The organism is Delftia acidovorans NBRC 14950 (genome assembly GCF_001598795.1).
Lineage (GTDB): Bacteria > Pseudomonadota > Gammaproteobacteria > Burkholderiales > Burkholderiaceae_C > Comamonas > Comamonas acidovorans.
Window position 1 is genome coordinate 35,304 of record NZ_BCZP01000007.1, and the last position, 20,526, is coordinate 55,829.

General features: G+C 67.3%; 16 protein-coding genes. 10 read left to right on the plus strand and 6 right to left on the minus strand.

What is annotated here, in order from left to right:
* Window positions 1-4 precede the first annotated feature (4 nt).
* Window positions 5-847 (minus strand): STAS domain-containing protein, encoded by an 843-nt coding sequence (locus tag DA1_RS10650; RefSeq protein WP_034395752.1) that lies wholly within the window; start codon window positions 845-847, stop codon window positions 5-7.
* 450 nt (window positions 848-1,297) lie between these two features.
* Between DA1_RS10650 and DA1_RS10655 the strand changes: the two genes are divergently transcribed.
* On the plus strand, window positions 1,298-1,999 hold the full coding sequence (locus tag DA1_RS10655) for a pentapeptide repeat-containing protein (protein WP_034395749.1): 702 nt from the start codon (window positions 1,298-1,300) through the stop codon (window positions 1,997-1,999).
* A gap of 35 nt (window positions 2,000-2,034) precedes the next feature.
* Here DA1_RS10655 and DA1_RS10660 read toward each other — a convergent pair whose 3' ends face one another.
* Window positions 2,035-2,535: a hypothetical protein gene (locus DA1_RS10660; RefSeq protein WP_155294311.1), complete on the minus strand. Its 501-nt coding sequence runs from the start codon at window positions 2,533-2,535 to the stop codon at window positions 2,035-2,037.
* Between the two features lie 103 nt (window positions 2,536-2,638).
* A complete protein-coding gene (locus DA1_RS10665; RefSeq protein ID WP_034395743.1) occupies window positions 2,639-2,902 on the minus strand; it encodes a VF530 family protein in 264 nt (87 codons plus the stop codon).
* A gap of 206 nt (window positions 2,903-3,108) precedes the next feature.
* Between DA1_RS10665 and DA1_RS10670 the strand changes: the two genes are divergently transcribed.
* The 6 genes from DA1_RS10670 (at window position 3,109) to DA1_RS10695 (ending at window position 9,122) form a co-directional block, all read left to right on the plus strand.
* Window positions 3,109-4,665, plus strand: coding sequence for a methyl-accepting chemotaxis protein (locus tag DA1_RS10670; protein WP_034395741.1), 1,557 nt, complete (start codon window positions 3,109-3,111; stop codon window positions 4,663-4,665).
* Window positions 4,666-4,691: 26 nt separating this feature from the next.
* Entirely contained in the window at window positions 4,692-4,997 is a 306-nt protein-coding gene (locus tag DA1_RS10675) for an NIPSNAP family protein (protein WP_012206218.1), read from the plus strand.
* A gap of 112 nt (window positions 4,998-5,109) precedes the next feature.
* Window positions 5,110-6,102, plus strand: a complete 993-nt coding sequence (locus DA1_RS10680) for an ABC transporter substrate-binding protein (RefSeq protein WP_034395739.1) — start codon at window positions 5,110-5,112, stop codon at window positions 6,100-6,102.
* Window positions 6,103-6,121: 19 nt separating this feature from the next.
* Window positions 6,122-6,985 (plus strand): ABC transporter permease, encoded by an 864-nt coding sequence (locus tag DA1_RS10685; RefSeq protein WP_034395737.1) that lies wholly within the window; start codon window positions 6,122-6,124, stop codon window positions 6,983-6,985.
* Window positions 6,982-7,707 (plus strand): ABC transporter ATP-binding protein, encoded by a 726-nt coding sequence (locus DA1_RS10690; RefSeq protein ID WP_034395735.1) that lies wholly within the window; start codon window positions 6,982-6,984, stop codon window positions 7,705-7,707. The genes DA1_RS10685 and DA1_RS10690 overlap by 4 nt, the downstream gene beginning before the upstream one ends.
* 47 nt (window positions 7,708-7,754) lie before the next feature.
* Window positions 7,755-9,122, plus strand: coding sequence for an LLM class flavin-dependent oxidoreductase (locus DA1_RS10695; protein ID WP_034395732.1), 1,368 nt, complete (start codon window positions 7,755-7,757; stop codon window positions 9,120-9,122).
* A gap of 31 nt (window positions 9,123-9,153) precedes the next feature.
* Here DA1_RS10695 and DA1_RS10700 read toward each other — a convergent pair whose 3' ends face one another.
* Entirely contained in the window at window positions 9,154-10,047 is an 894-nt protein-coding gene (locus tag DA1_RS10700; RefSeq protein WP_034395730.1) for an amino acid ABC transporter substrate-binding protein, read from the minus strand.
* Window positions 10,048-10,228: 181 nt separating this feature from the next.
* Between DA1_RS10700 and corA the strand changes: the two genes are divergently transcribed.
* Both corA and ppk2 read left to right on the plus strand, forming a co-directional pair.
* Complete coding sequence (gene corA, locus DA1_RS10705) at window positions 10,229-11,203, plus strand: magnesium/cobalt transporter CorA (RefSeq protein WP_012206223.1); 975 nt, start codon at window positions 10,229-10,231, stop codon at window positions 11,201-11,203.
* A gap of 114 nt (window positions 11,204-11,317) precedes the next feature.
* A complete protein-coding gene (gene ppk2 / locus DA1_RS10710) occupies window positions 11,318-12,238 on the plus strand; it encodes a polyphosphate kinase 2 (RefSeq protein WP_034395727.1) in 921 nt (306 codons plus the stop codon).
* A 138-nt stretch (window positions 12,239-12,376) separates the two neighbouring features.
* On the opposite strand, the gene proA is transcribed toward ppk2, so the two are convergent.
* Window positions 12,377-18,430 (minus strand): anti-phage protein ProA, encoded by a 6,054-nt coding sequence (gene proA / locus DA1_RS10715; protein ID WP_034395724.1) that lies wholly within the window; start codon window positions 18,428-18,430, stop codon window positions 12,377-12,379.
* 201 nt (window positions 18,431-18,631) lie between these two features.
* Between proA and DA1_RS10720 the strand changes: the two genes are divergently transcribed.
* Window positions 18,632-19,519 (plus strand): LysR substrate-binding domain-containing protein, encoded by an 888-nt coding sequence (locus DA1_RS10720; protein WP_034395721.1) that lies wholly within the window; start codon window positions 18,632-18,634, stop codon window positions 19,517-19,519.
* 59 nt (window positions 19,520-19,578) lie between these two features.
* On the opposite strand, the gene DA1_RS10725 is transcribed toward DA1_RS10720, so the two are convergent.
* Window positions 19,579-20,448, minus strand: a complete 870-nt coding sequence (locus tag DA1_RS10725) for an EamA family transporter (RefSeq protein WP_034395718.1) — start codon at window positions 20,446-20,448, stop codon at window positions 19,579-19,581.
* Window positions 20,449-20,526 lie beyond the last annotated feature (78 nt).

Sequence of the window (20,526 nt, forward strand, 5' to 3'; positions counted from 1 at the left end):
TGGCTCACTCCTGTGTCTGGCGGGTGATGCGCCAGCCGGTCTTGCCCATGGCCAGCTTGAGCGCCTCGGCCAGCGTGGCCTTGGTGGTGATGTCGCGCATGTCGATGCCCAGGTGCACGATGGTCTGGGCAATCTGGGGCCTGATGCCGCTGATGATGCATTCCGCGCCCATCAGGCGAATGGCCGTCACGGTACGCAGCAGGTGCTGGGCCACCAGCGTGTCCACCGTCGGCACGCCGGTGATGTCGATGATGGCCAGCTCCGACTCGGTCGACACCAGGCTTTGCAACAGGGATTCCATCACCACCTGGGTGCGGTTGCTGTCCAGCGTGCCGATCAGCGGAATGGCCAGCACCCCCTCCCACAGCTTGACGACGGGGGTGGACAGCTCCAGCAATTCTTCCTGCTGGCGGATGATGATCTCCTCGCGTGCCTGCTGGAAGCTGCTGACCGTGTGCTGGGCCATGTTGTCCACCAGCACGGTGGCCTTCCAGATTTCCTGGATGGCCGCTGCAGGATCGCCCGACAGCCCGCGCTGGATGTGTGCGAACAGCGGCTTTTTCAGCGACAGGATGAACTGGCTGGTTTCACCGGCACGCTGGCCCTGGGCGGCGCGGGTGCGGGACAGCTCGGCCAGCAGGCGCCGCGCGGGATTCCAGCCCTCGTCCGAAAACCTTTGCGGATCGGCGCCGGAGGCGAAGGCGCCCACAATGGCGTTGATAATCCCGCGCGCTTCTTTTTCAGCATTCTTTCCAAGCGTGGAATCACCCATGCTGGCCTGGGCCATCCAATCATGGATCAAGGCATCAATATCATTTTGGAGTGTTTGCTGGATAATTCCGGTCATAGATATTTGCTGGATTTCAAATAAATTATTCGTTGAGGCTGCCAGGGAACTGCATTGGTGAAAATACAGCTGGTGTACCAACCATATTTTTCTACAGATTATTCACTGATGCCCTCGTCACGCGAGACACAATTTGTAATATCAAATGGCATCTTCCTGTAAGGGTTTTTCGACAGATGCATGTCCGCCAAGCAGCCACCTGGTCAGCAAGCCCCGGTCAGCAAGCTCCCGGTACGCAGCCACGGGGGACGTGGGCACGCCGGCTCCGCCCTTCTTGGAGGGCGGAACCGGCACCGGAAGCAGCCCGCAACCCGTGTGCTCACAGGTTTTTTCATCCGTCAAACTGCGCAATATATGCCCTTGAAAAATCCCAAGGGCATTTCACACCTGCGCGCGGCAAGGCCATACACTGCCCAGCCTTTCTGAAATACGCCATGCCTGATATTGACCATGCAAACAACGCCTTCCACAAAAACCATCGTCAATCAGATTTTTGATGAGGACCGTTTGTCGGAGCTATTGAAACAAGAAGCCTCTGATGGCCTTGGTTTCGAGCAATGCGAATTCGATGGATTGAATCTCTATCAACTCGATTTGCAGGGCGCGCAATTTGTGGAGTGCAGTTTTGCCGACACCTGCTTTGAAAGCTGCCAACTGGCCGGCACCCGCTGGCTGCATTGCAAGGCGGGCCACGCCGATTTTCGGCTGGCCAACCTGACGGATGCCCTGTTTTGCCAGAGCGACCTGAACAACACCAACTGGGAATTGGCCAAGCTGGCCTCAGCGCGCTTTCTTGAAGTCAAGCTGACGGGCGCCAGGTTTGGCGGTGCGCAAACCCTGGGCATTGATTTTCATGAGTCCCTGCTGATTGGTGCCGATCTGCGCGGCATGTCCTTCCGCAAGAAAACGCTGGAAGGCCTGAACTTCAGCGATGCCGATCTGGCCGGCTGCGACTTCCGCGATGCCGTTTTCCACAAGGCAAGCCTGCGCGATGCCCATCTCAAGAATGCCCGGTTCGATGGCGCGGACCTGCGCTCGGCGGACTTGCGCGGCTTGACGATTGCCTCGCTCAGCCAGCATTTCAAGGGCAGCCTGATCTCGCATGAGCAGGCTGCCGAGCTGGTGGGCGGGCTGGGCGTGCGCGTGATGTGAAGTCGAGGCGGGTGCGCCGCCACCGCCATCCGCACTCAGTAAACGATGTCGTGCTTGTACAGCAGCCTGGAGATGTCCTTGGGCACAAAGCCTGTCAGCAGCGAGTTCTCGTCGAGCAGATTGATGAACTCCCCCGCCGTGCAGGACTTGGAGTGGTCAATGATGAAGTCCAGAAACTCCTCGCTGACGCGGTCACCGTCCTGCTCGAAGGACCAGCTGTGCTCCTGGCCGCCCGATTGAAAGCGCAGCGTGACGGTGTCGCCCTCCATGCCGGATTCGATGCCCTCATAGCCGATGGCGCCACCGCAAGCCTTGGCGAAGCGCTTGAGCAGGGCCACGTAGTCTTCGTCGGCCTCGTTGTCTTCGCCAATGCCGCCATCGAACAATTTGACCTGGGCGGCCTTGGTGTGCTGGCGCAGTGCCGCCATCAAGGCGTACTCGTCCTCGATGGAGGCGATGTCGAAATCCGCAGGCACGATGCCGTGCGTCTTCATGGCGGAGGCAATCACGGCGACAGGGTTCTGGCTCTGGGTCATGGTGGTGTCTGAAAGGGTTGCGGGATCGGAGACGGTGCCGATGATAGGCACAGCCTGTGCCTGCGCACTGGACATCTTGTCCGGTGGCGTCCGGCTTGCGCCTTCAGTCTGTGGAAGCGGGGCTGCGCCTGTCCTTGCGCAGCATGTCCAGATAGAGCGCTTCCACCTTCTCGCGCGCCCAGGGCGTCTTGCGCAGGAATTTGAGACTGGAGCTGACGCTGGGGTCCAGCGTGAAGCAGCGCACCGGAACCTGCCGTGCCAGGGCGGGCCAGCCATAGCGGGCCTCCAGGGCACGGACGATGGCTTCGAGCGTGACGCCGTGCAGCGGATTGCGGGGCTGGGCGGCGGGGGGCGGAGTTTCTTGCATGGGGTGATTCTCCCTTGTGATGGACCGCAAGCCTGGCAGTGCGGTGCACGCGCTGGTGCCGAAGTTGGCAGCGGCAGGACAGGTTCCGCAGAAACGGGGCTGCGCCGGCACTGTGCGAGCGCGGAAAAATTTGTAAACACATGAAACCAAAGAAGAAGTTTCTGTAGCATTCACGGCGTCCCCGCCTCTTCTTCGAACCCGCTTCCATGCCTGCCCTGTCCCTTCGCCAGAAACTGCTGGCTCCGCTGGTTTTCTGCCTGCTGGCGCTGCTTGCGCTGACCCTGTTCAACGCCTACCAGGCACGCAGCAAGGCCTATGAGGCCCGGCAGCAGGCGCTGCGGGACTTTGTCGATTCGGCAGACAGCCTGATTGCCGCCATTGCGGCAGAGGCCAAGGCCGGCAAGCTGCCTGAAGAAGACGCCAAGGCCACGGCCATTGCCCGCGTGGGGCAGCTGCGCTATGCCGGTGGTGCGGGCTACATCACCAGCATCACGACGGATTCCGTGGTGCTGAACAACCCCGCAAGCCCGGGCATCAACGGCAAGAACATGGGCGCCTTCCAGGACGCCAAGGGCAGCTACCTCTACCGCAGCATTGCCGCCGTGGGCGCGTCTGCCCAGGGCAACGGCTACCTCACCTACTGGTGGCCCCGTCCCGGCGCGAAGGAGCCCAGCGAGAAGCTGGCCTATGCCAAGCGATCCACCTCCTGGAACTGGGACCTGATCGCGGGTGACTATGTGGACGACATCCAGCAGGCCTTCATCGCCACCATCATCAAGTCGGTGGCGGCGCTGGCGGTGCTGGGCGCACTGCTGTCGTTGATCGCCTGGATGGCCACGCGCAGCGTGCTCCAGGCCATCGGCGGAGAGCCGGCCGTGGCGGCAGCGATCGCCAACCGCATCGCCGCCGGGGATCTGTCGCAAACCGGGCTGGAGGGGGCATCGCACGCACCGGAAGGCAGCGTGATCGCGGCGGTGCAGCGCATGAGCGAGCAGCTGCGCCAACTGGTGACGCGCATCCATGACACGGCGGGCATCATCCACCGCTCGGCCGGCGAGATTGCCACGGGCAGCCTGGACCTGTCGCAGCGCACGGAGCAGCAGGCCAGCTCGCTGGAGGAAACGGCGGCGTCCATGGAGCAGTTGACCGCCACCGTGCACCAGAACGCGGAAAACGCGCAGCAGGCAAGCCAGATCGCCTCGGGCGCCTGCGCGGTGGCCGAGCGCGGCGGCACCGTGGTGGACCAGGTGGTGAGCACGATGGGCGAGATCAATACCTCGTCGCGCCGCGTGGTGGACATCATCGGCGTGATCGACGGCATCGCCTTCCAGACCAACATCCTCGCACTGAACGCGGCCGTGGAGGCTGCGCGCGCTGGCGACCAGGGGCGCGGCTTCGCGGTCGTGGCGGGCGAGGTGCGCACCCTGGCGCAGCGCAGCGCCTCGGCCGCGCGCGAGATCAAGACGCTGATCCAGGCCTCGGTGGAGCGTGTGGATGCCGGCGCCACCTTGGTGGACCAGGCCGGGCAGACCATGCGCGAAGTGGTCACCACGGTGCGCAACATCACAGGCATCGTGACCGAGATCGCCTCGGCCAGCCGCGAGCAAAGCAGCGGCATCGAGCAGGTGGGCCATGCCGTGACCGACATGGACCGCGTGACCCAGCAGAACGCCGCACTGGTGGAGCAGTCCTCGGCCGCCACGCAGGTGCTGCAGCAGGAGTCGGAGAAGCTCTCCCGCCTGACGGCATCGTTCAAACTCTAGGCTTCGCTTCCCTTCTCTTTTCAGACATGATCACCTGCTACCTGCGCTACATCATCGACCCGTTCAAGGCCAAGGAATTCGAGGAGTACGGCAAGACCTGGATTCCGCTGGTCGAGAAATTCGGCGGCAAGCACCACGGCTACTTCCTGCCGTCCGAAGGCGCCAACAATGTGGCGCTGGCCATGTTCAGCTTCCCCAGCATGGCGCTGTACGAGGAGTACCGCATCAAGTCCATGCAGGACCCCGAATGCCAGGCCGCCTTCCGCTACGCGGAGGACACGCGCTGCATCCTGAGCTACGAGCGCAGCTTCATGCGCCCGGTGTTCGGCTGAACCTCCCCCCGCGCCACGCCCATGTGCGTGGCGCGCGTTTGCAAATACGGAATCGGTATTTTCACAACTGAAGTACGCTAACTAGCATCCATCCCATTGCAATCTTTTGAGGATGGAGCGCGTGAACAAGCGTCGTTTCCTGCTGGCCGGCCCTTCTCTGCTGGCCGCTGCCGCCCTGGCTTCCACCACCGCCGCACGTGCTGCGGCCGACCCCAGGACCCGATTGGTCGTCGCCGACCAGAGCGAGCTGCTGCGCCACCTGCTGGATGCCAGCGGTGAGCGCAAGCGCCTGGGCTTTCAGCTGGAGCTGCCCAACTTCGCGGGCGGCCCGGCCATCTTCGAGGCCATACGCGCAGGCGCGCTGGACATTGCCTATGTGGGCGACACGCCGCCCATTCAGGCGCGCGCCGCCGGTGTGCAGCTGCCCATCATCGCCACCTTCACGCGCGAGCGCGCCCAGTACCGGCTGGTGCAGCGTGCCGATGCAGGCATAGAGCGCCTGGCCGACCTGCGCGGCAAGCGCCTGAGCTATGTGGAAGGCTCGGGCCGCCAGGTCTTCCTGATCGAGGCATTGACACGCGCGGGCCTGACGCTGGCCGACGTGAAGCTGGTCAACCTGCGCGTGGCCGAACTCAACGACGCGCTGCGCGCCAAGGCCGTGGACGTGGCCGTGCTCATGGAGCCCCATGTCACGCGCCTGGGCAAGCAGATCGGCGCGCGGCCCGTGCCCGATCCGCAGGAGCGCACGCTGCTGCCCGCCACCTCGTACCTCTACGCACGGCCCGACGTGCTGGCCGACCCGGCCAAGTCCCAGGCCATCGTCGATTTCCTGGGCGCCTTCGTGCGCGCAGGCAAGTGGAGCAATGGCCACGAGCAGGAATGGGGCCGCCACTACTACACGCAGTTCCAGCGCATCGATGCGGAGAGCACGGCGGCCATCCTGGCATCGCAGTCCGACCTGCTGTTCCAGACGGCCGCCGAGGCGCAGCCCCACCACCAGAAGCTGATCGACATCCTGCACGCAGCCGGCAGCCTGCCGCAGCGGCTGGATGCGGCCGGCTCCTTCGTGTCCACCTACGACCGCGTGATCGTGGCCAACCGATGAACCGGCCAGAAAACACACGATGACGCAAGCGCACCTGGACATCAACGCGGCCGGTCTGGCACCGGCCACCGCAGCCGCCGCTCAATCCGAGCCCGCCACCCGGGCCGCCGTGCAACTGGTGCCCGCGCGCCTGTCGCAGGGCGCGCTGCTGGTGGGCCCCGGCCTGCTGCTGGTGCTGTGGGAGGCGGCCTCGCGCCTGGGCTGGCTGTCGCCCGAGACACTGACCGCGCCCTCGCAGGCCCTGGTCGCCGGCTACGGCATGGTGGCAGACGGCAGCCTGCTGCCCCACCTGCTGGCATCGGCAGGCCGTGCCTACAGCGGGTTGCTGCTGGGCGTGGTGGCTGGCGTGCTGCTGGCCCTGGCCTCGGGCCTGACGCGCACGGGCGAGGCCCTGCTCGACGGCCTGGTGCAGATCAAGCGCGCCGTGCCCACGCTGGCGCTGATTCCCCTGGCCATCATCTGGCTGGGCATTGGCGAGTCCATGAAGATCTTTCTGATCTTCACGGCCGTGCTGGTGCCCGTCTACATCAACACCCACGCGGCCCTGCGCGGCATCGACATCGGCCATGTGGAGCTGGCCCAGACCCTGGGCCTGTCGCGCGCCGAATTCATCCGCAAGGTGGCGCTGCCGGGCGCACTGCCGGGCTTCTTCGTGGGCCTGCGCATTGCCGTGTCGCTGTGCTGGACGGCGCTGGTGGTGCTGGAGCTGATCAACACGCAGACCGGCATCGGCTACCTCATGAACCGCGCCCGCGACTGGGGGCAGACCGATGTGATCGTGGTGGGCATCCTCATCTACGCCCTGCTGGGCCTGCTGTCCGACGCCGTGGTGCGCCGCATCGAGGCGCACGTGCTGTCCTACCGGAGGTCGCTGGGATCATGAGCCATCACCCCACCCCGGGCGCCGTGCGGCTGCAGCGCTTCACGCGCAGCTTTGGCGGCAAGAACGTGCTGGACGCCATCGACCTGGACATTGCCCCGGGCCAGTTCGTGGCCCTGCTGGGCGAGTCCGGCTCGGGCAAGACCACCTTGCTGCGCGCGCTCGCCGGGCTGGACGGCCATGCGCAGTCCAGCGGCGCGGCCAGTGCGCAGGGCAATGTGTCCGTGCTGTTCCAGGACGCGCGCCTGCTGCCCTGGCTGTCGGTGCTGGACAACCTCACGCTGGGTCTGGGCGCGCGTGCCGTGCTGCCCGCAGCACGGCAAATCCTGCACGACGTGGGCCTGCAGGACAAGGCCGGCGCCTGGCCCGCCACGCTGTCGGGCGGCCAGAAGCAGCGTGCATCGCTGGCCCGCAGCCTGCTGCGCGACCCGCACGTGCTGCTGGCCGACGAGCCCTTCGGCGCGCTGGACGCGCTCACGCGCATGCGCATGCACGGCCTGCTGCTGCGCCTGGTCGAGCGCATACGGCCCACGGTCATCCTCGTCACGCACGACGTGGACGAATCCCTGCTGCTGGCCGACCGCATCCTGGTGCTCAGGGACGGCCGCATCGCCGAAGACCACGCCGTGGACCTGCCCCATCCCCGCCGCCCCGACCATCCTGTCTTCATGCAGCTGCGCGCCACCTTGCTGCGCAGCCTGGGCGTCGAGACAGAGATCGCCTGACGCCGGCCCCGCCCGCGAAACAACCCACACAACAAAGGACTGCTCCCATGTCTCGGCAACTGCACCTGAACCTGTTCCTCATGACGCGCGGCCACCATGAAGGCGCCTGGCGCCATCCCGGCGCCAACCGCAAGGCGCTCACCGACCTGGAGCTGTACGTCGATGCCGCACGCATCGCCGAGGCCGCCAAATTCGACGCCGTCTTCCTGGCCGACAGCCTGGTCGGGCCCGAGAACGGCCAGCAGATCACCTCGGGCCTGCTGGACCCGCTGGTGCTGCTGACGGCACTGGCGCTGCGCACCGAGCGCATCGGCCTGATCGGCACCGCCTCCACCACCTACAGCCATGCCTATACGCTGGCGCGCCAGTTCGCCTCGCTGGACCATCTGTCCAAGGGGCGGGCGGGCTGGAACATCGTCACTTCCTGGGCGCCCAATGCGGGCCTGAACTTCGGACTGGCCGACAACGTGGACCACGGCGACCGCTACCGCATCGCCGAGGAATTCGTGTCCGCCGTCGATGCGCTGTGGCGCAGCTTTCCGGCCAGCGCCCTGCTGGACGACACGGCGGCCGGCCAGTTCCTCGATGCATCGCAGATCCGGCCCGTCCACTTCGAGGGCAAATACATACGCACGCGCGGCCCGCTCAACGTGCCCGGCAGCCCGCAGGGCCGGCCCGTCTTCGTGCAGGCCGGCCAGTCCGAGTCCGGCCGCGCCTTTGCCGCGCAATGGGCCGAGGCCATCTTCACGGCCCACGGCTCGCGGGAATCGGCCCAGGCCTTCTATGCCGACATCAAGGGACAGGCGCAGCAGTTGGGCCGCCGCCCGCAGGACATCGTGATCCTGCCCGGCATCAGCGCCGCCATAGGCTCTACCGAATACGAGGCGCGCCAGGTCTGGGAAGAGCTCGACAGCCTGACCAGCATCGAGGTCGGCCTGGCCCGCCTGTCCGCACGCTTTGGCGGCCACGACTTCTCGGCCGTGCCGCTGGACCGCCTGCTTACGCGCGACGACTTCCCCGATCCCGACAAGGTCGAAGCCTCGCGCAGCCGCGCCGTGGGCTACGTGGAAACCAGCCTGCGCGACGGCCTCACCCTGCGCGGCCTGCTCAAGCGCCTGGCCGGCGCCCGCGGCCACCTGGCCGTGGCCGGCACGCCCGAACAGGTGGCCGACATCATCGAAGACTGGTTCAAGCACGGCGCAGCCGACGGCTTCAACGTCATGCCGCCCATACTCAACCAGCAGTTCGAGCTGTTCACCAGCGAAGTCGTGCCCCTGCTGCGCAAGCGCGGCCTGTTCCGCGAGGAATACGAAAGCCGCACGCTGCGCGGGCATTTCGGGCTGGGGGAGCTGGCGGGGACGGGGGCGGGTGGTGCCCCAGCCGCCCGCCCAAGGGAGCAAGCGCTGGCGGCTTGACCGATGCGGCGCAGCGGCTGCACAGACAGGCCTACAGCAGAATGTCCGCCGTGGGGTACTTCCAGAAGTCGCGCAGCAGGTAGCTGATCGGCAGGTTCAGATTCGTGGAGCTGGGTGGAATCGGCTGCAGGAACCACTTCTCGTAGATGGGGTGGATTTCGCGGCTGGTGATGATCCGCTTCATCTCTTCATCGACCAGTTTCTTGAACGCGGTATCGGCCTTCGGCAGCATGATGGCCAGGGGTTCGGTGGACAGGAACTTGCCCACCACCTTCAGGGCGCGTGGATCGGGCCGTGCAGCGGCCAGCCCGTTGAGAAGCACGTCATCCATCACGAACGCGTCGGCTTCGCCCTTCTCCACCATCTCCAGGGCCCTCGCGTGATCGGGGGCCTCCACAATGGTGATGCCCATGAGGCGCTGCCTGTTGGCCTGCGTCACCAGGGCCATCGGGCTGGTGCCCTTGGTGGAAACCAGCTTTTTGCCCTTGAGATCTTCCATCGCGTTGACGGTGCTTTCGGCCTTCACGAGCATCCGGGCGCCGGTGATGAAATGGGGAACCGTGAACGCCACGGTCTGGCGCCGCTGCGCGTTGTTCGTGGTCGAGCCGCACTCCATGTCGGCCTTGCCCTGCTCGATCACGGCCATGCGATTGGCGGGCGTGACCATCAGGAACTCCACCTTCATGTCCTTCCTGCCTGTCTGCTTGCGCACCGCCTCGGCCAGGCGAAGGCACAGATCCAGCGCGTAACCGACGGGCTTGCCGCTGCGCGTGTCGATGTAGGAGAAGGGGACCGACGATTCCCGGTGCGCAATCACCAGCGCGCCACCGGCCTGGACCTTGTCCAGCACACCGGCTGCAGATACACCGCTCAAGGCCGACAGGCCCAACGCACCCAACGCAATTCCCCACTGGCGAAAGATCATCGAAGTCCTTGGATCGCAAGCGCCGGGCGGCGCCCAGCAGTGTCGTGACAGGTTATACACGTATTGTTACCAGATGTGCAAACCTGGCTGCTGGCGGTTTTGCCGGCACCTTGGCCGCTGGCTTTTCCCCCTCCCCCGTTATGGCAGGATCACCAGCACCAGAATTACCGAGGGAACTCCCATGCTGATCAACTGCGTCGCCTACGAAAACGGGGCCAAGCTGGCGGACATTCCCGTCGCCGACATCAGCAACTACATAGAGCGCCCCGGCTGCTTCGTCTGGGTGGCGCTGGCGGACGCCACGCCGGCCGAGCTGGAGGAGATGCGCCAGGAGTTCGGCCTGCACGCCCTGGCCGTGGAGGATGCGCTGCACGGCCACCAGCGGCCCAAGCTGGAGGAGTACGGCAGCTCGCTGTTTGCCGTGATGCACCTGCTGGAGCCCGAGCCCGAGCGGCCCGGGCACTTCAACCACGGCGAGGTCGATGTCTTCGTGGGCTCCAACTACGTGCTGTCGGTGCGCAACCGCAGCAAGCGCGGTTTCCTGGGCGTGCGCGAGCGCTGCGAGAGCGAGCCCGAGCTGCTGCGCCACGGCTCGGGCTTTGTGCTGTATGCGCTGATGGATGCGGTGGTGGACCGCTACTTTCCCATCATCGACGCGCTGGAGGTGGAGCTGGAGCAGATCGAGCAGCAGATCTTCACCAAGGGCGCGGCGCGCGACAACATCAAGCAGCTGTATGAACTCAAGGGCCGCGCCATGGACCTCAAGCACGCCGTGGCCCCCCTGCTGGAAGCCGTGGGCAAGCTCAACGGCGGGCGCGTCCCCCAGATCTGCGTGGGCTCCAGGGACTACTTCCGCGACGTGATGGATCACCTGGGCCGCATCAACGCCCAGATCGACACCATGCGCGACACCGTGGGCACGGCCATCCAGGTGAACCTGTCCATGGTGTCCATCGAGGAAAACGAAGTCACCAAGCGGCTGGCAGCCTGGGCCAGTATCTTCGCCATCTGCACGGCCTTCTTCGGCGTCTGGGGCATGAACTTCGAGAACATGCCCGAACTGAAGTGGCAATACGGCTATCCGGCCGCACTGCTGTTCGTGCTGGGTGTTTGCGGCCTGCTCTACTACAAGTTCCGCAAGGCGGGGTGGCTGTAGGCGGCGGGAAGGCGAACGGTGCCAGGGTATTCCCCCAGCCGCACCGTCACAGCCGCGTCACACATCCACGCCACCATCCCAGGCGCCAACTCCTGGACGCCCGGATTCCCCACCATGTACGACGAACTTCTGCCCGACCACCATGATTCGCTGATGCAGCGCATCGAACGCGATCTGCTCGACAGCTACGACGAAGAACTGGAGATGGAGATAGACGACGCCCGACTGGGCAGCGGTGGCGACGATCTGGACAGTGCCGACACCGTGAGCCGCCAGACCTACTTTCGCGAACTGCTGCGCCTGCAGGGCGAGCTGGTCAAGCTGCAGGACTGGGTGCAGCACCACAGGAAAAAGGTGGTCATCCTCTTCGAGGGCCGCGATGCGGCCGGCAAGGGCGGCGTGATCAAGCGCATCACCCAGCGCCTGAACCCGCGCGTGTGCCGCGTGGCCGCCCTGCCCGCGCCCAATGACCGCGAGCGCACGCAATGGTATTTCCAGCGCTATGTCTCCCACCTGCCCGCGGGCGGCGAGATCGTTCTCTTTGACCGCAGCTGGTACAACCGCGCGGGCGTGGAGCGCGTGATGGGCTTTTGCTCCGACGAGGAGTACGAGGAGTTCTTCCGCTCCGTGCCCGAGTTCGAGAAGATGCTGGTGCGCTCGGGCATCACGCTGGTGAAGTACTGGTTCTCCATCACCGACGACGAGCAGCACCTGCGCTTTCTGGGCCGCGTGCACGACCCGCTCAAGCAGTGGAAGCTCAGTCCCATGGACTTCGAGAGCCGCCGCCGCTGGGAAGACTACACCAAGGCCAAGGAAGCCATGCTGGAGCGCACCCACATCGCCGAGGCGCCCTGGTGGCTGGTGCAGGCCGTGGACAAGAAGAAGGCGCGGCTCAACTGCATCTCCCACCTGCTGACGCAGCTGCCCTATGAAGAGATAGAGCACCCGGCCATCGTGCTGCCAGAGCGCACGCGCAATCCCGAATACACACGCAACCCCGTTCCCCAGCACATGTACGTTCCGGACAAGTACTGACACCCCCTGAGGCGCTTCGCGCCTTCCCCCTCTCTACCCGCTTTGCGGGGGAGGGGGACGACACCCTCGGTGCGGGGGCGGCCCTTCCTTGGTGTCTCTGGCTTCAGCAAGTGCCCATTTCATGCGCACGGCCGACTTTCAGACCTTATGCGCCTCGCCGTCCTCCACGGATGCCTCGGACGCCTCAGGCGTCTCTGGCGCTGGCGCTGGCTCTGCCCCGGCGACTGCAGCCGCCTGCGGCACCTCGGCAACCTCGACAACCTCGGCCGCACGCTTGCGCCGGTCCTGCTCCAGCAGCGCGGTCAGCGCCGCGTGGATGCGCTCCAGCGTGCCGCCCGGGTTGACCCACCAGTCCGTGGACCAGATGCGCAGAATCTGCCAGCCCAGGCCGCGCAGCACCTGCTCGCGCAGCTTGTCGCGGTCGCGCGCCGTGGCCGAGCGGTGGTAGGTGGCGCCGTCGCACTCCACGCCCGCCAGGTAGCTGCCCGCATGGTCCGGGTGCACCACGCCCAGGTCCACGCGGAACGAGGATGCGCCGATCTGCGTGTGCACGCGCCAGCCCTTGCGCTCCAGCGCCTGGGCCACGCTGGCCTCGAACGGGCTGTCGAAATCGCCCTGGCTGCCATGGTGCGACTCGGCCAGCGCGCGCGGGCCGCGCTCGGCAAATTCCAGGAAGTGCTTGAGGTCGCGCACGCCCGCCGCCTGGGTGCGCGACAGGTCCATCTGCTCGCCGCGCAGGCTGGAGAAGATGCGAAGCTCCTGCCGCGCGCGCGTCACCGCCACGTTCAGCCGCCGCTCGCCGCCATCGCGGTTGAGCGGGCCGAAGTTCATGGACACCGCGCCCGAGATATCGGGCCCGTAGGTGATGGAAAAATACATGATGTCCCGCTCGTCGCCCTGCACGCTTTCCAGGTTCTTGACGAAGACGGGCTCCAGCAGCGCATCGGAGAAAAACGGCTCCAGCCCCGGGTCCTTGCGGCGCTCCTCGTCCAGCAAATCCTCGATCAGGCTTTGCTGCTCGGAGTTGAAGGTGACCACGCCGATGGTGGCACCCGACTGCGCAAACCCCGGCGACTTCAGACGCGCCACCAGGTCGGCCACCAGGGCCTTGGCCTCGGGCTGGTTGATGCGGGCGCCACCTTTTTCATAGCGGCCCTGCACGGCGTGGAAGCTGACGGCGCGGTCGTCGGTGACGGGCGAGGGAAAGGTCACCAGCCCGCCGCCGTAGTAGCGGTGGTTGCTGAAGGCGATCAGGCTTTCATGGCGCGAGCGGTAGTGCCACGACAGGTTGCGCGTGGGCAGGCTGGCGCCCAGGCATTCGTCCAGGATGCTTTCCATGTCGCCTTCCACGCCCTGCGTGTCGTCGTCGAAGGTGTCGGAGGTGTCGGCGCGGCCGAAGAAGCTGGTGGGCGGCAGCTGCTTGGGGTCGCCCACCATGACCACCTGCCTGGCACGCGCCATGGCGCCGATGGCGTCCCAGACGGGGATCTGCGAGGCCTCGTCGAAGATGACGATGTCGAAGTTGCTGGTCTCGGCGCTCAGGTACTGGGCAATGGACAGCGGGCTCATCAGCAGGCAGGGCGTCAGGCGCAGCACGGCCGAGGGGATCTGCTCCAGCAGCTGGCGCAGCGGCAGGTGCTGGCGCTTCTTGGTGATTTCGCGCCGCAGGATGCCCCACTCGCTGTTGCGCTGGATGCTGTCGGCCGACGGCAGGCCCGCGCACAGCCGCGCACGTATCCACTGGCGCGTGACCGAGGTGAATTCATCGTCCAGCGCGCGGAAGTCGGCAATGCGCCGCTCATGCTCGGCAGAGACGAAGCGCTTGAGCACCTCGTCCTCGTCCACGGCCAGCGCCAGCCACCAGCGCGCGTAGTTGACCTCGAAGGCCTTGGGTGCCTGAGCCGGTTCCAGGCTGCCGGACTCGATGGCGTCGGCCAGCGCACCCAGCCCGCCCGCGCGGGCCGCGGCCTGGGCATTGCGCCAGGCGCACCAGGCATGCAGGCCGCCCTGCCCGGCCAGCACGCCGCCCGCCGTGGCCGCCAGCTGCTCGGCCGTGCGCTGGGCCAGGGCACGCTGCTGCGGCTCGCCATGGGCTGCCGCAGCGCTGAAGGGGTCTATGGCCGCGTGCAGGCCGGCCAGGCTGTCCAGCAACTGCTGGCAGGCCATGCCGACCGCGGCGCCCTCGCCCAGCTCGGCGCTGCGCAAGGCCAGCACCTGGTGCAGGGCCTGGCGTGCCTGGGCCAGTTCGGCCTCCTGCCAGCCCAGCCCGGTCAGCCCTGCCTGCAGCGATCCCTGCAGGCGCAGCGCATGCTCCACGGCTTGCGGGCGCGTGTCCAGGCCGTCCCAGACGCCGGGGCAGCGCAAGCGCAGATCGTCCAGCGCCAGCAGCTGTTCCTCGATGGCGCTGCGGGCCGCCAGCTGCGCATGGGCCTGCTGCAGTGTCGCGCCACAGCGGCCCTGGGCCACGGCGGCGTGCGATGCCATCAGGCCGCCGCGCCGCGTCAGTTGCAGGCGCTCGCGCTCGAAGGCCAGCGCGTCCTGCAAGGCCTGGGCATCGGTTTCCAGGCCGCGCCACAGGCCGTGGCTGGCATCGGCCAGCGGCAGGTAGCCATCGAGCTGGCGGTCGATCTGGTACAGGGCCTGCAGGCGCTGCACTTCGGCAGCCCAGCGCTCGCCGCCATGGCCTTCGGCCACGGCCTCCAGGCCGTCGAGCGAGAAGGATTTCTGCGCGCGCGCGGCCAGCAGGGCCGAATTGGCCTTCAGGGCGCTGCGCGCATGGTCGGTGCGCGTGCGGTGTCCGGCCCACAGGCCGTCGGCTGCGGCGCCGGGCTGGATCTGGTCCAGTTCCTCGCGCAGGCCCCGGATGCGCACCAGGGCGGCCAGGTCATCGGCCACGCGCGGCTCGCCCGCGCCTTCGATGGTGGCCTCCAGCGCCGCGCGCACCTTGCGCCGGCCCAGCCAGGACAGCGGCCACAAGGACTTGCCGGCCCTGGCCCATTCGCGCTGCAGCTGCGAGACATTGAGCTGGCCCACGCCCGCGCCGTACTTGACGGACAGGCCCTGGCGCAGCGCCGCGATCTCGTCGATGCACTGCAGGCCGCGCTCCAGCTCGTCGCCCAGGGCCACGGGCCAGGGCGTGCCCAGCCCGGCCTGCAGGCGCCGGCGCTGCGCCAGCAGGTCCAGCGCCTGGGCCAGGCGCGTCTGCAGCTCGGCCGGCCAGGGCGCCGGAATCTGTGCGGACAGATCACCGTGCTGCGCCAGCAGCTGCAGGCCCGATTGCAGGGATTCTCCAATGCGCGCGCCGTCAGGCAGCACGCAGAAAGCCAGGTTGCGGCCTGCGGCCGCAGGCAGCGCGCGCGCGATCACGCCCAGCGCCGAGCGCGCCTGGCGTCCCAGCGCCGGCCACTCGATGCGCAGCAGCCGGCCCAGCTGCTGCGCCGCCTCGGCAAAGCCCTGGCCTGCATCGTGCAGCGCCTGGGCGGCATCCACCATCTGCTGCTGCCAGCGTACGGACCAGTCGCTGGCCTGCACCGTGGCCAGCGGCCCGTCCTCCAGATGCTGCGCGCCCACGGCCTGGGCATTGGCCTGCAGGCGGCCCGCAGTCTCGCGCAAAAGGGCCAGGCCCGCTTCGTCATGGGCCTGGGGCGTGGGCCAGTGAAATCCCAGGCGCGGCAGCGCCTCGCCACCGGCCACGGCGCCAATGGCGCGGTAGATGGTCCAGCCGTTGGCGTGGCGCCGGTGCAGACGCTCCACATAGGCCGACAGCTGCTCGCGCAGGCGGCCAAGCTGGCTGGCCTTGGCGGCCCAGGCCTCGGCATCCACCTGGCCATGCGAGTCCCAGGATTTCTGCAACTGGCCCAGCACGTCGAGCTTGCGGCTCTTGTTGGAGTGCAGCTCCAGGCAGAACTCGCCCAGGCCCACTTCGCGCAGGCGGCGGTAGACCACGTCCAGCGCGGCGATTTTCTCGGCCACGAAGAGCACGCGCTTGTCCTCGGCCAGGCACTGCGCGATCAGGTTGGCAATGGTCTGGCTCTTGCCCGTGCCCGGCGGGCCGATGAGCACGAAGTCCTTGCCGCGCGCAGCGGCCATCACGGCCGACAGCTGCGATGAATCGGCCGGCAGCGGGCTGAAGACCTGCTGCGGCGCGAACTCCTGGTCCAGCCGCCGCGTGTCGGGAAAGGCGATCTCCGAGCGATAGGGCTCGCGCGGCGTGTCGATCAGGTGGGCGACCACGGGCGAGCTGCGCAGTTGGTCGGCGCGCTCGGCCAGGTCCTTCCACATCAGGTACTTGGCGAAGGAGAACATGGACAGCACCACGTCCTCGCTGACCTCCCAGCCGCGCACGTCCTTGATCGCCTCGCGCACGCGGGCCCAGATGCCGGCGATGTCCAGCCCGGCCTCGTCGCGCGGCAGGTCGCCTGCGGGCACGCCCAGCTCCAGCTGGAAGTCCTGGCGCAGCATCTCGACCAGCGTGGGATTGAAGCGCGGCTCGTCCTCATGCGCCTGCAGCGTGAAGCCTGAGCGCGCGCTCTTGCGCTCCAGCGTGACGGGCAGCAGGATCAGCGGCGCGCGCACGCGCACATCGGGCTTGTCGGGCCGGCTCCAGACCAGAAAGCCCAGGGCCACGAACAAGGTGTTGGCGCCGCCTTCCTGCAGCGCGTTGCGCGCGCCGCGGAACAGCTCCACAAAGCGGCTGTCCAGCTCCAGCGGCTCCAGGTCGATGAAGACCTCGCGCCGCTGCAGCGCCTCGTCGGCGTGCGCGCCGCGCAGGTCTTCCAGGCTGCGCGCCTCGTGCAATGGCTGGCTGCGCGGGTCCTTGCCCTGCATGAGCTCGGGGCTGGGCAGCAGCTTGAGCACCTGGCCCCGGGCCAGCGTGTCCTCCAGCGCGGGCGCGGCCACCTGCAGCAGCAGCGATTTCTTGCCGGGCTTGAAGTTGAGCAGGGCATTGCGCAGCGACAGGTCCAGCAGCCGGCGCTGCCAGCGCGCCAGCCTGTCCTTGGGATCGAGCTGGGAGGTGGGCACTTCGCGTGTCTGCGCCTGTGCCAGGAGTTCGGGCGGCGGCTCCACGGTGAGCCGTGGCTCGGCCTGGCCTTCGCCGGCCTCGGGCGCGGCGTCCTGCGGCTGGGCCAGGGCCAGCGCCAGCGGGCGGATGCGTTGCATGCGCGCGCGCCGCACGTCCACCAGCAGCTCGAACTGGTCCTCATGCTCTTCGGCCAGCTGGCGCGCGCCCTGGGCAATGGCCTGGCTGAAGGCCACGGCCTGGCCTTGCGCGGCCAGCGTGGTCTCGAAGACCACCAGCTCCTGCAGCTTGAGCCGCTTGCGCACGGCCGTGATGTCATCGACCACGGCGGTCGAGAATTCCTGCCTGCCTAGCCACAGGCCCACGAAGGCATGGCCGCGCGTGAAGACCAGCAGCGGGTTCAGGTGCGCCTGCTCCAGGCAGGAGGCGAACAGCAGCGTCAGGTCCAGGCAGGTGGCCAGGCCCGCATCCAGCACCTGGGACGCGCCGCGTATCTTCTGGCCCGCATGCTCGAAGCTGGCCGGCGGCAGCGCGTAGTTGAGTTTCTTCTGGAGCACGGAAGTCCAGATGGCCGAGGCCAGTTCCCAGGCCCGCTGCGGCCCCTGTTCATAGCCGTTGATGGCGCCGGACTTGCCCGCCGACTCCAGCGCCTGCGCCGCGCCCTTGAGGATGCGGTCCACGGCCGGGTCGTTGGGTTGCACGAAGGCCGCCACCATCTCGGGCAAATGCCCCAGGCCGCCCCACTGGTTGCGTGCCAGCAGTTCCAGCGGGTGTTCGTGCCGGGCCAGCACCGTCTCTGCCGGCTGGCCGCTGCGCAGCTCCAGCCGCAGCACGGCGGGCTCGGCCTCGGTCAGGCGCGAGAGCAAGGCGCCGTCCAGCGCCACATCCAGGTCGGTCAGCGCATAGGTGCTGTGCGCGGCCACCGACTCCAGGCGCCAGGTACGCGGCTTGATGAAGGCAGGCTCGGAGGCCAGGTGCAGGCTCAGCGCCTGCAGCGGCAGCTCGCCCTCGTTGACGATGGCCAGCTCCAGCAGCGCGGGCACGGCGTTCTGGAAGTCGGCGAGATTGAGCTTGGCGACGGTGCCGATGCGCAGCTGCGGGGCCGTCTGCGGCGCCTGGGCGGCGGCGGGGGCGGCATCTGCGGGGGAATCTCGGCGGGGGTCTTCTGTCATGCGCGGTAGTCCTTGGCTGGCCAGCAGGCGGCGGGAATTGTCGAAATCCCGTCATATTCCTGGCCCGACGATTGTCCGCTGCGAATGGGGCGCCGTGTCCGAGATGGGCGGTTTTCAGGGGTCACTGTTTGCAAAAAATGAGAGCACGGATGAAGGCGCCGGCCACCGGCGCGCCCGGCTCCAGTACGATGCCGGCCAGCCATGCGCAACATCCCGCCCCTTCACCTCATCGCCGCCTTCGATGCCGTGGCGCGAAGCCAGAGCTTCAAGCAGGCGGCCGAAGAACTGAACCTTTCGGACAGCGCCGTCAGCCACCGCATCCGCGAATTGGAAAAGCTGCTGGGCACCCCGCTGTTCCACCGCACCACGCGCGTGGTCACGCTCAGCGCCGAGGGAGCCTGGCTGCACCAGCAGACCCGCGCCCCGCTGCAGGCGCTGGAGACCACCTTCGGCAGCCTGGTGCAGGGGCGCGACGTGGTGCGCATCAGCGCCCTGCCCTCGTTCGCACGGCTGCGGCTGGTGCCGTCGCTCACGGCCTTTCAGCGCAGCCACCCGGACGTTTCCATCGCCATCGATCCGACCACGCGCACCGTCAACCTCCAGCAGGGCGAGGCGGACATCGCCATCCGCTTTGCACACCAGGCGCCTCAGGCACCTCTGGCATTCCACTGCGAGCGCCTGCTGGACGACGAATGGTTTGCCGTGGCCGCGCCACGCTACCTGGAGCAGTTCGAGGGCCTGGATCTGGCCGGGCTGTTCCGGCGGGCCAACCTGCTCTCGCACAGCCGCCAACCCTGGGAGCCCTGGCTGCAGGCCGCGGGCCTGCGCATCTCGTCAGCCCAGCGCCAGCTCAGCTATTCGGACACGGGCTTCATGCTGGACGCGGCGCTGAACCTGCAAGGCATTGCGCTGGGCCGCCGCTCCCTGGTCCAGCGCCTGCTGGCCGAGCGCAGCCTGGTGCGCGTCTCGGACACGGCCATCCCCTGCAGCCAGAGCTATTTCCTGCTGGCTTCCGAACGCGCCATGGTCTCGCGCCATGGCGCGGCCGTCATGGACTGGATTCGTGCGGTGGCGGCCGAGGCCGGATAGCCGGGCGCCGCCGCCCGCGTTCACGCTTCCCACGCTCACACGTTCACGCCCTCACATCCTCAGCGCGCCATGGTCAGCGCAATGCCCAGCAGCACGCCCGCCATGGCCGCCGCCTTGGGCCGCAGATGGCGTTCGGCAAAGAACCGTGCCGACAGCGCAAACACCATGACCAGATTGGCGCGGCGCAGCACCGAGATCACGGCAATCTGCGCGCCCTCCATCTGCACGGCGGCCAGGTAGATGGACTCGGCCAGCACATAGGCCAGCGAAATGGCGGGCACGGCCCAGTTGCGCCCCAGCAGGCTGCGCAGCTCCAGCCCGCGCCAGATCCAGGGCAACAGCAGCAAGGCCAGGGCGCCGCGCTGCAGCGCAGACCAGGCCTGGACGGCAACCAGGTCCATGCGCAGCGTGGCCAGAATGTGCTTGTCGTACAGGGCATTGGCCGAGGACAGCAGCGTGGCCGCCAGCATGCACAGCACCCACAGATTGCGGCCAAAGCCTATGCCCTCCTTCTGGCCGACCAGGGAGAACAGGTAGTACGAGGCCATGGACACCGCCAGCCCCAGCCATTGCCACCAGCCCAGTTGCTCGCACAGCAGGAGCACCGCGCCCAGCGCCGTCCACAGCGGCCCGCTGGCACGCACGCCCGCAGAGATGGACAGCGGCAAGGCCTTCACCGAGTAGTACGACAGCACCCAGGTGGCCACCATCATCAGCGACTTGGGCAGCAGCAGCATCTGCTGGCGCAGGTCCAGCGCGGCGGACGAGGAATCGTCCATCGCCACGAAAGGCAGCCACAGCAACGCGCCCAGCGCCGGGCACCAGAACACCACCTCCAGCACGGACTTTTCCCCCAGCGCCAGCTTGGTCAGAAAGTCATATGCCCCCAACACCAGGCCGGCCAGCAGCCCCAACACCATCCAGTCCATATCCGCCTGCACTCCTGCATTGACAAGGGTGCAAGCGTAGGAGCGATGGCCGCAGGCATTGCTGAGACCTGTGCGGCG

What these genes read in the sequence shown, in the direction of transcription:
- DA1_RS10720 (WP_034395721.1), top strand. Translation starts at nt 18,632, where the DNA reads ATGCGCAACATCCCGCCCCTTCACCTCATCGCCGCCTTCGATGCCGTG.
- proA (WP_034395724.1), bottom strand. Translation starts at nt 18,430, where the DNA reads ATGACAGAAGACCCCCGCCGAGATTCCCCCGCAGATGCCGCCCCCGCC.
- DA1_RS10690 (WP_034395735.1), top strand. Translation starts at nt 6,982, where the DNA reads ATGAGCCATCACCCCACCCCGGGCGCCGTGCGGCTGCAGCGCTTCACG.
- DA1_RS10680 (WP_034395739.1), top strand. Translation starts at nt 5,110, where the DNA reads ATGGAGCGCGTGAACAAGCGTCGTTTCCTGCTGGCCGGCCCTTCTCTG.
- DA1_RS10670 (WP_034395741.1), top strand. Translation starts at nt 3,109, where the DNA reads ATGCCTGCCCTGTCCCTTCGCCAGAAACTGCTGGCTCCGCTGGTTTTC.
- DA1_RS10695 (WP_034395732.1), top strand. Translation starts at nt 7,755, where the DNA reads ATGTCTCGGCAACTGCACCTGAACCTGTTCCTCATGACGCGCGGCCAC.
- DA1_RS10660 (WP_155294311.1), bottom strand. Translation starts at nt 2,535, where the DNA reads ATGACCCAGAGCCAGAACCCTGTCGCCGTGATTGCCTCCGCCATGAAG.
- DA1_RS10655 (WP_034395749.1), top strand. Translation starts at nt 1,298, where the DNA reads ATGCAAACAACGCCTTCCACAAAAACCATCGTCAATCAGATTTTTGAT.
- DA1_RS10700 (WP_034395730.1), bottom strand. Translation starts at nt 10,047, where the DNA reads ATGATCTTTCGCCAGTGGGGAATTGCGTTGGGTGCGTTGGGCCTGTCG.
- DA1_RS10725 (WP_034395718.1), bottom strand. Translation starts at nt 20,448, where the DNA reads ATGGACTGGATGGTGTTGGGGCTGCTGGCCGGCCTGGTGTTGGGGGCA.
- DA1_RS10650 (WP_034395752.1), bottom strand. Translation starts at nt 847, where the DNA reads ATGACCGGAATTATCCAGCAAACACTCCAAAATGATATTGATGCCTTG.
- DA1_RS10685 (WP_034395737.1), top strand. Translation starts at nt 6,122, where the DNA reads ATGACGCAAGCGCACCTGGACATCAACGCGGCCGGTCTGGCACCGGCC.
- DA1_RS10675 (WP_012206218.1), top strand. Translation starts at nt 4,692, where the DNA reads ATGATCACCTGCTACCTGCGCTACATCATCGACCCGTTCAAGGCCAAG.
- ppk2 (WP_034395727.1), top strand. Translation starts at nt 11,318, where the DNA reads ATGTACGACGAACTTCTGCCCGACCACCATGATTCGCTGATGCAGCGC.
- DA1_RS10665 (WP_034395743.1), bottom strand. Translation starts at nt 2,902, where the DNA reads ATGCAAGAAACTCCGCCCCCCGCCGCCCAGCCCCGCAATCCGCTGCAC.
- corA (WP_012206223.1), top strand. Translation starts at nt 10,229, where the DNA reads ATGCTGATCAACTGCGTCGCCTACGAAAACGGGGCCAAGCTGGCGGAC.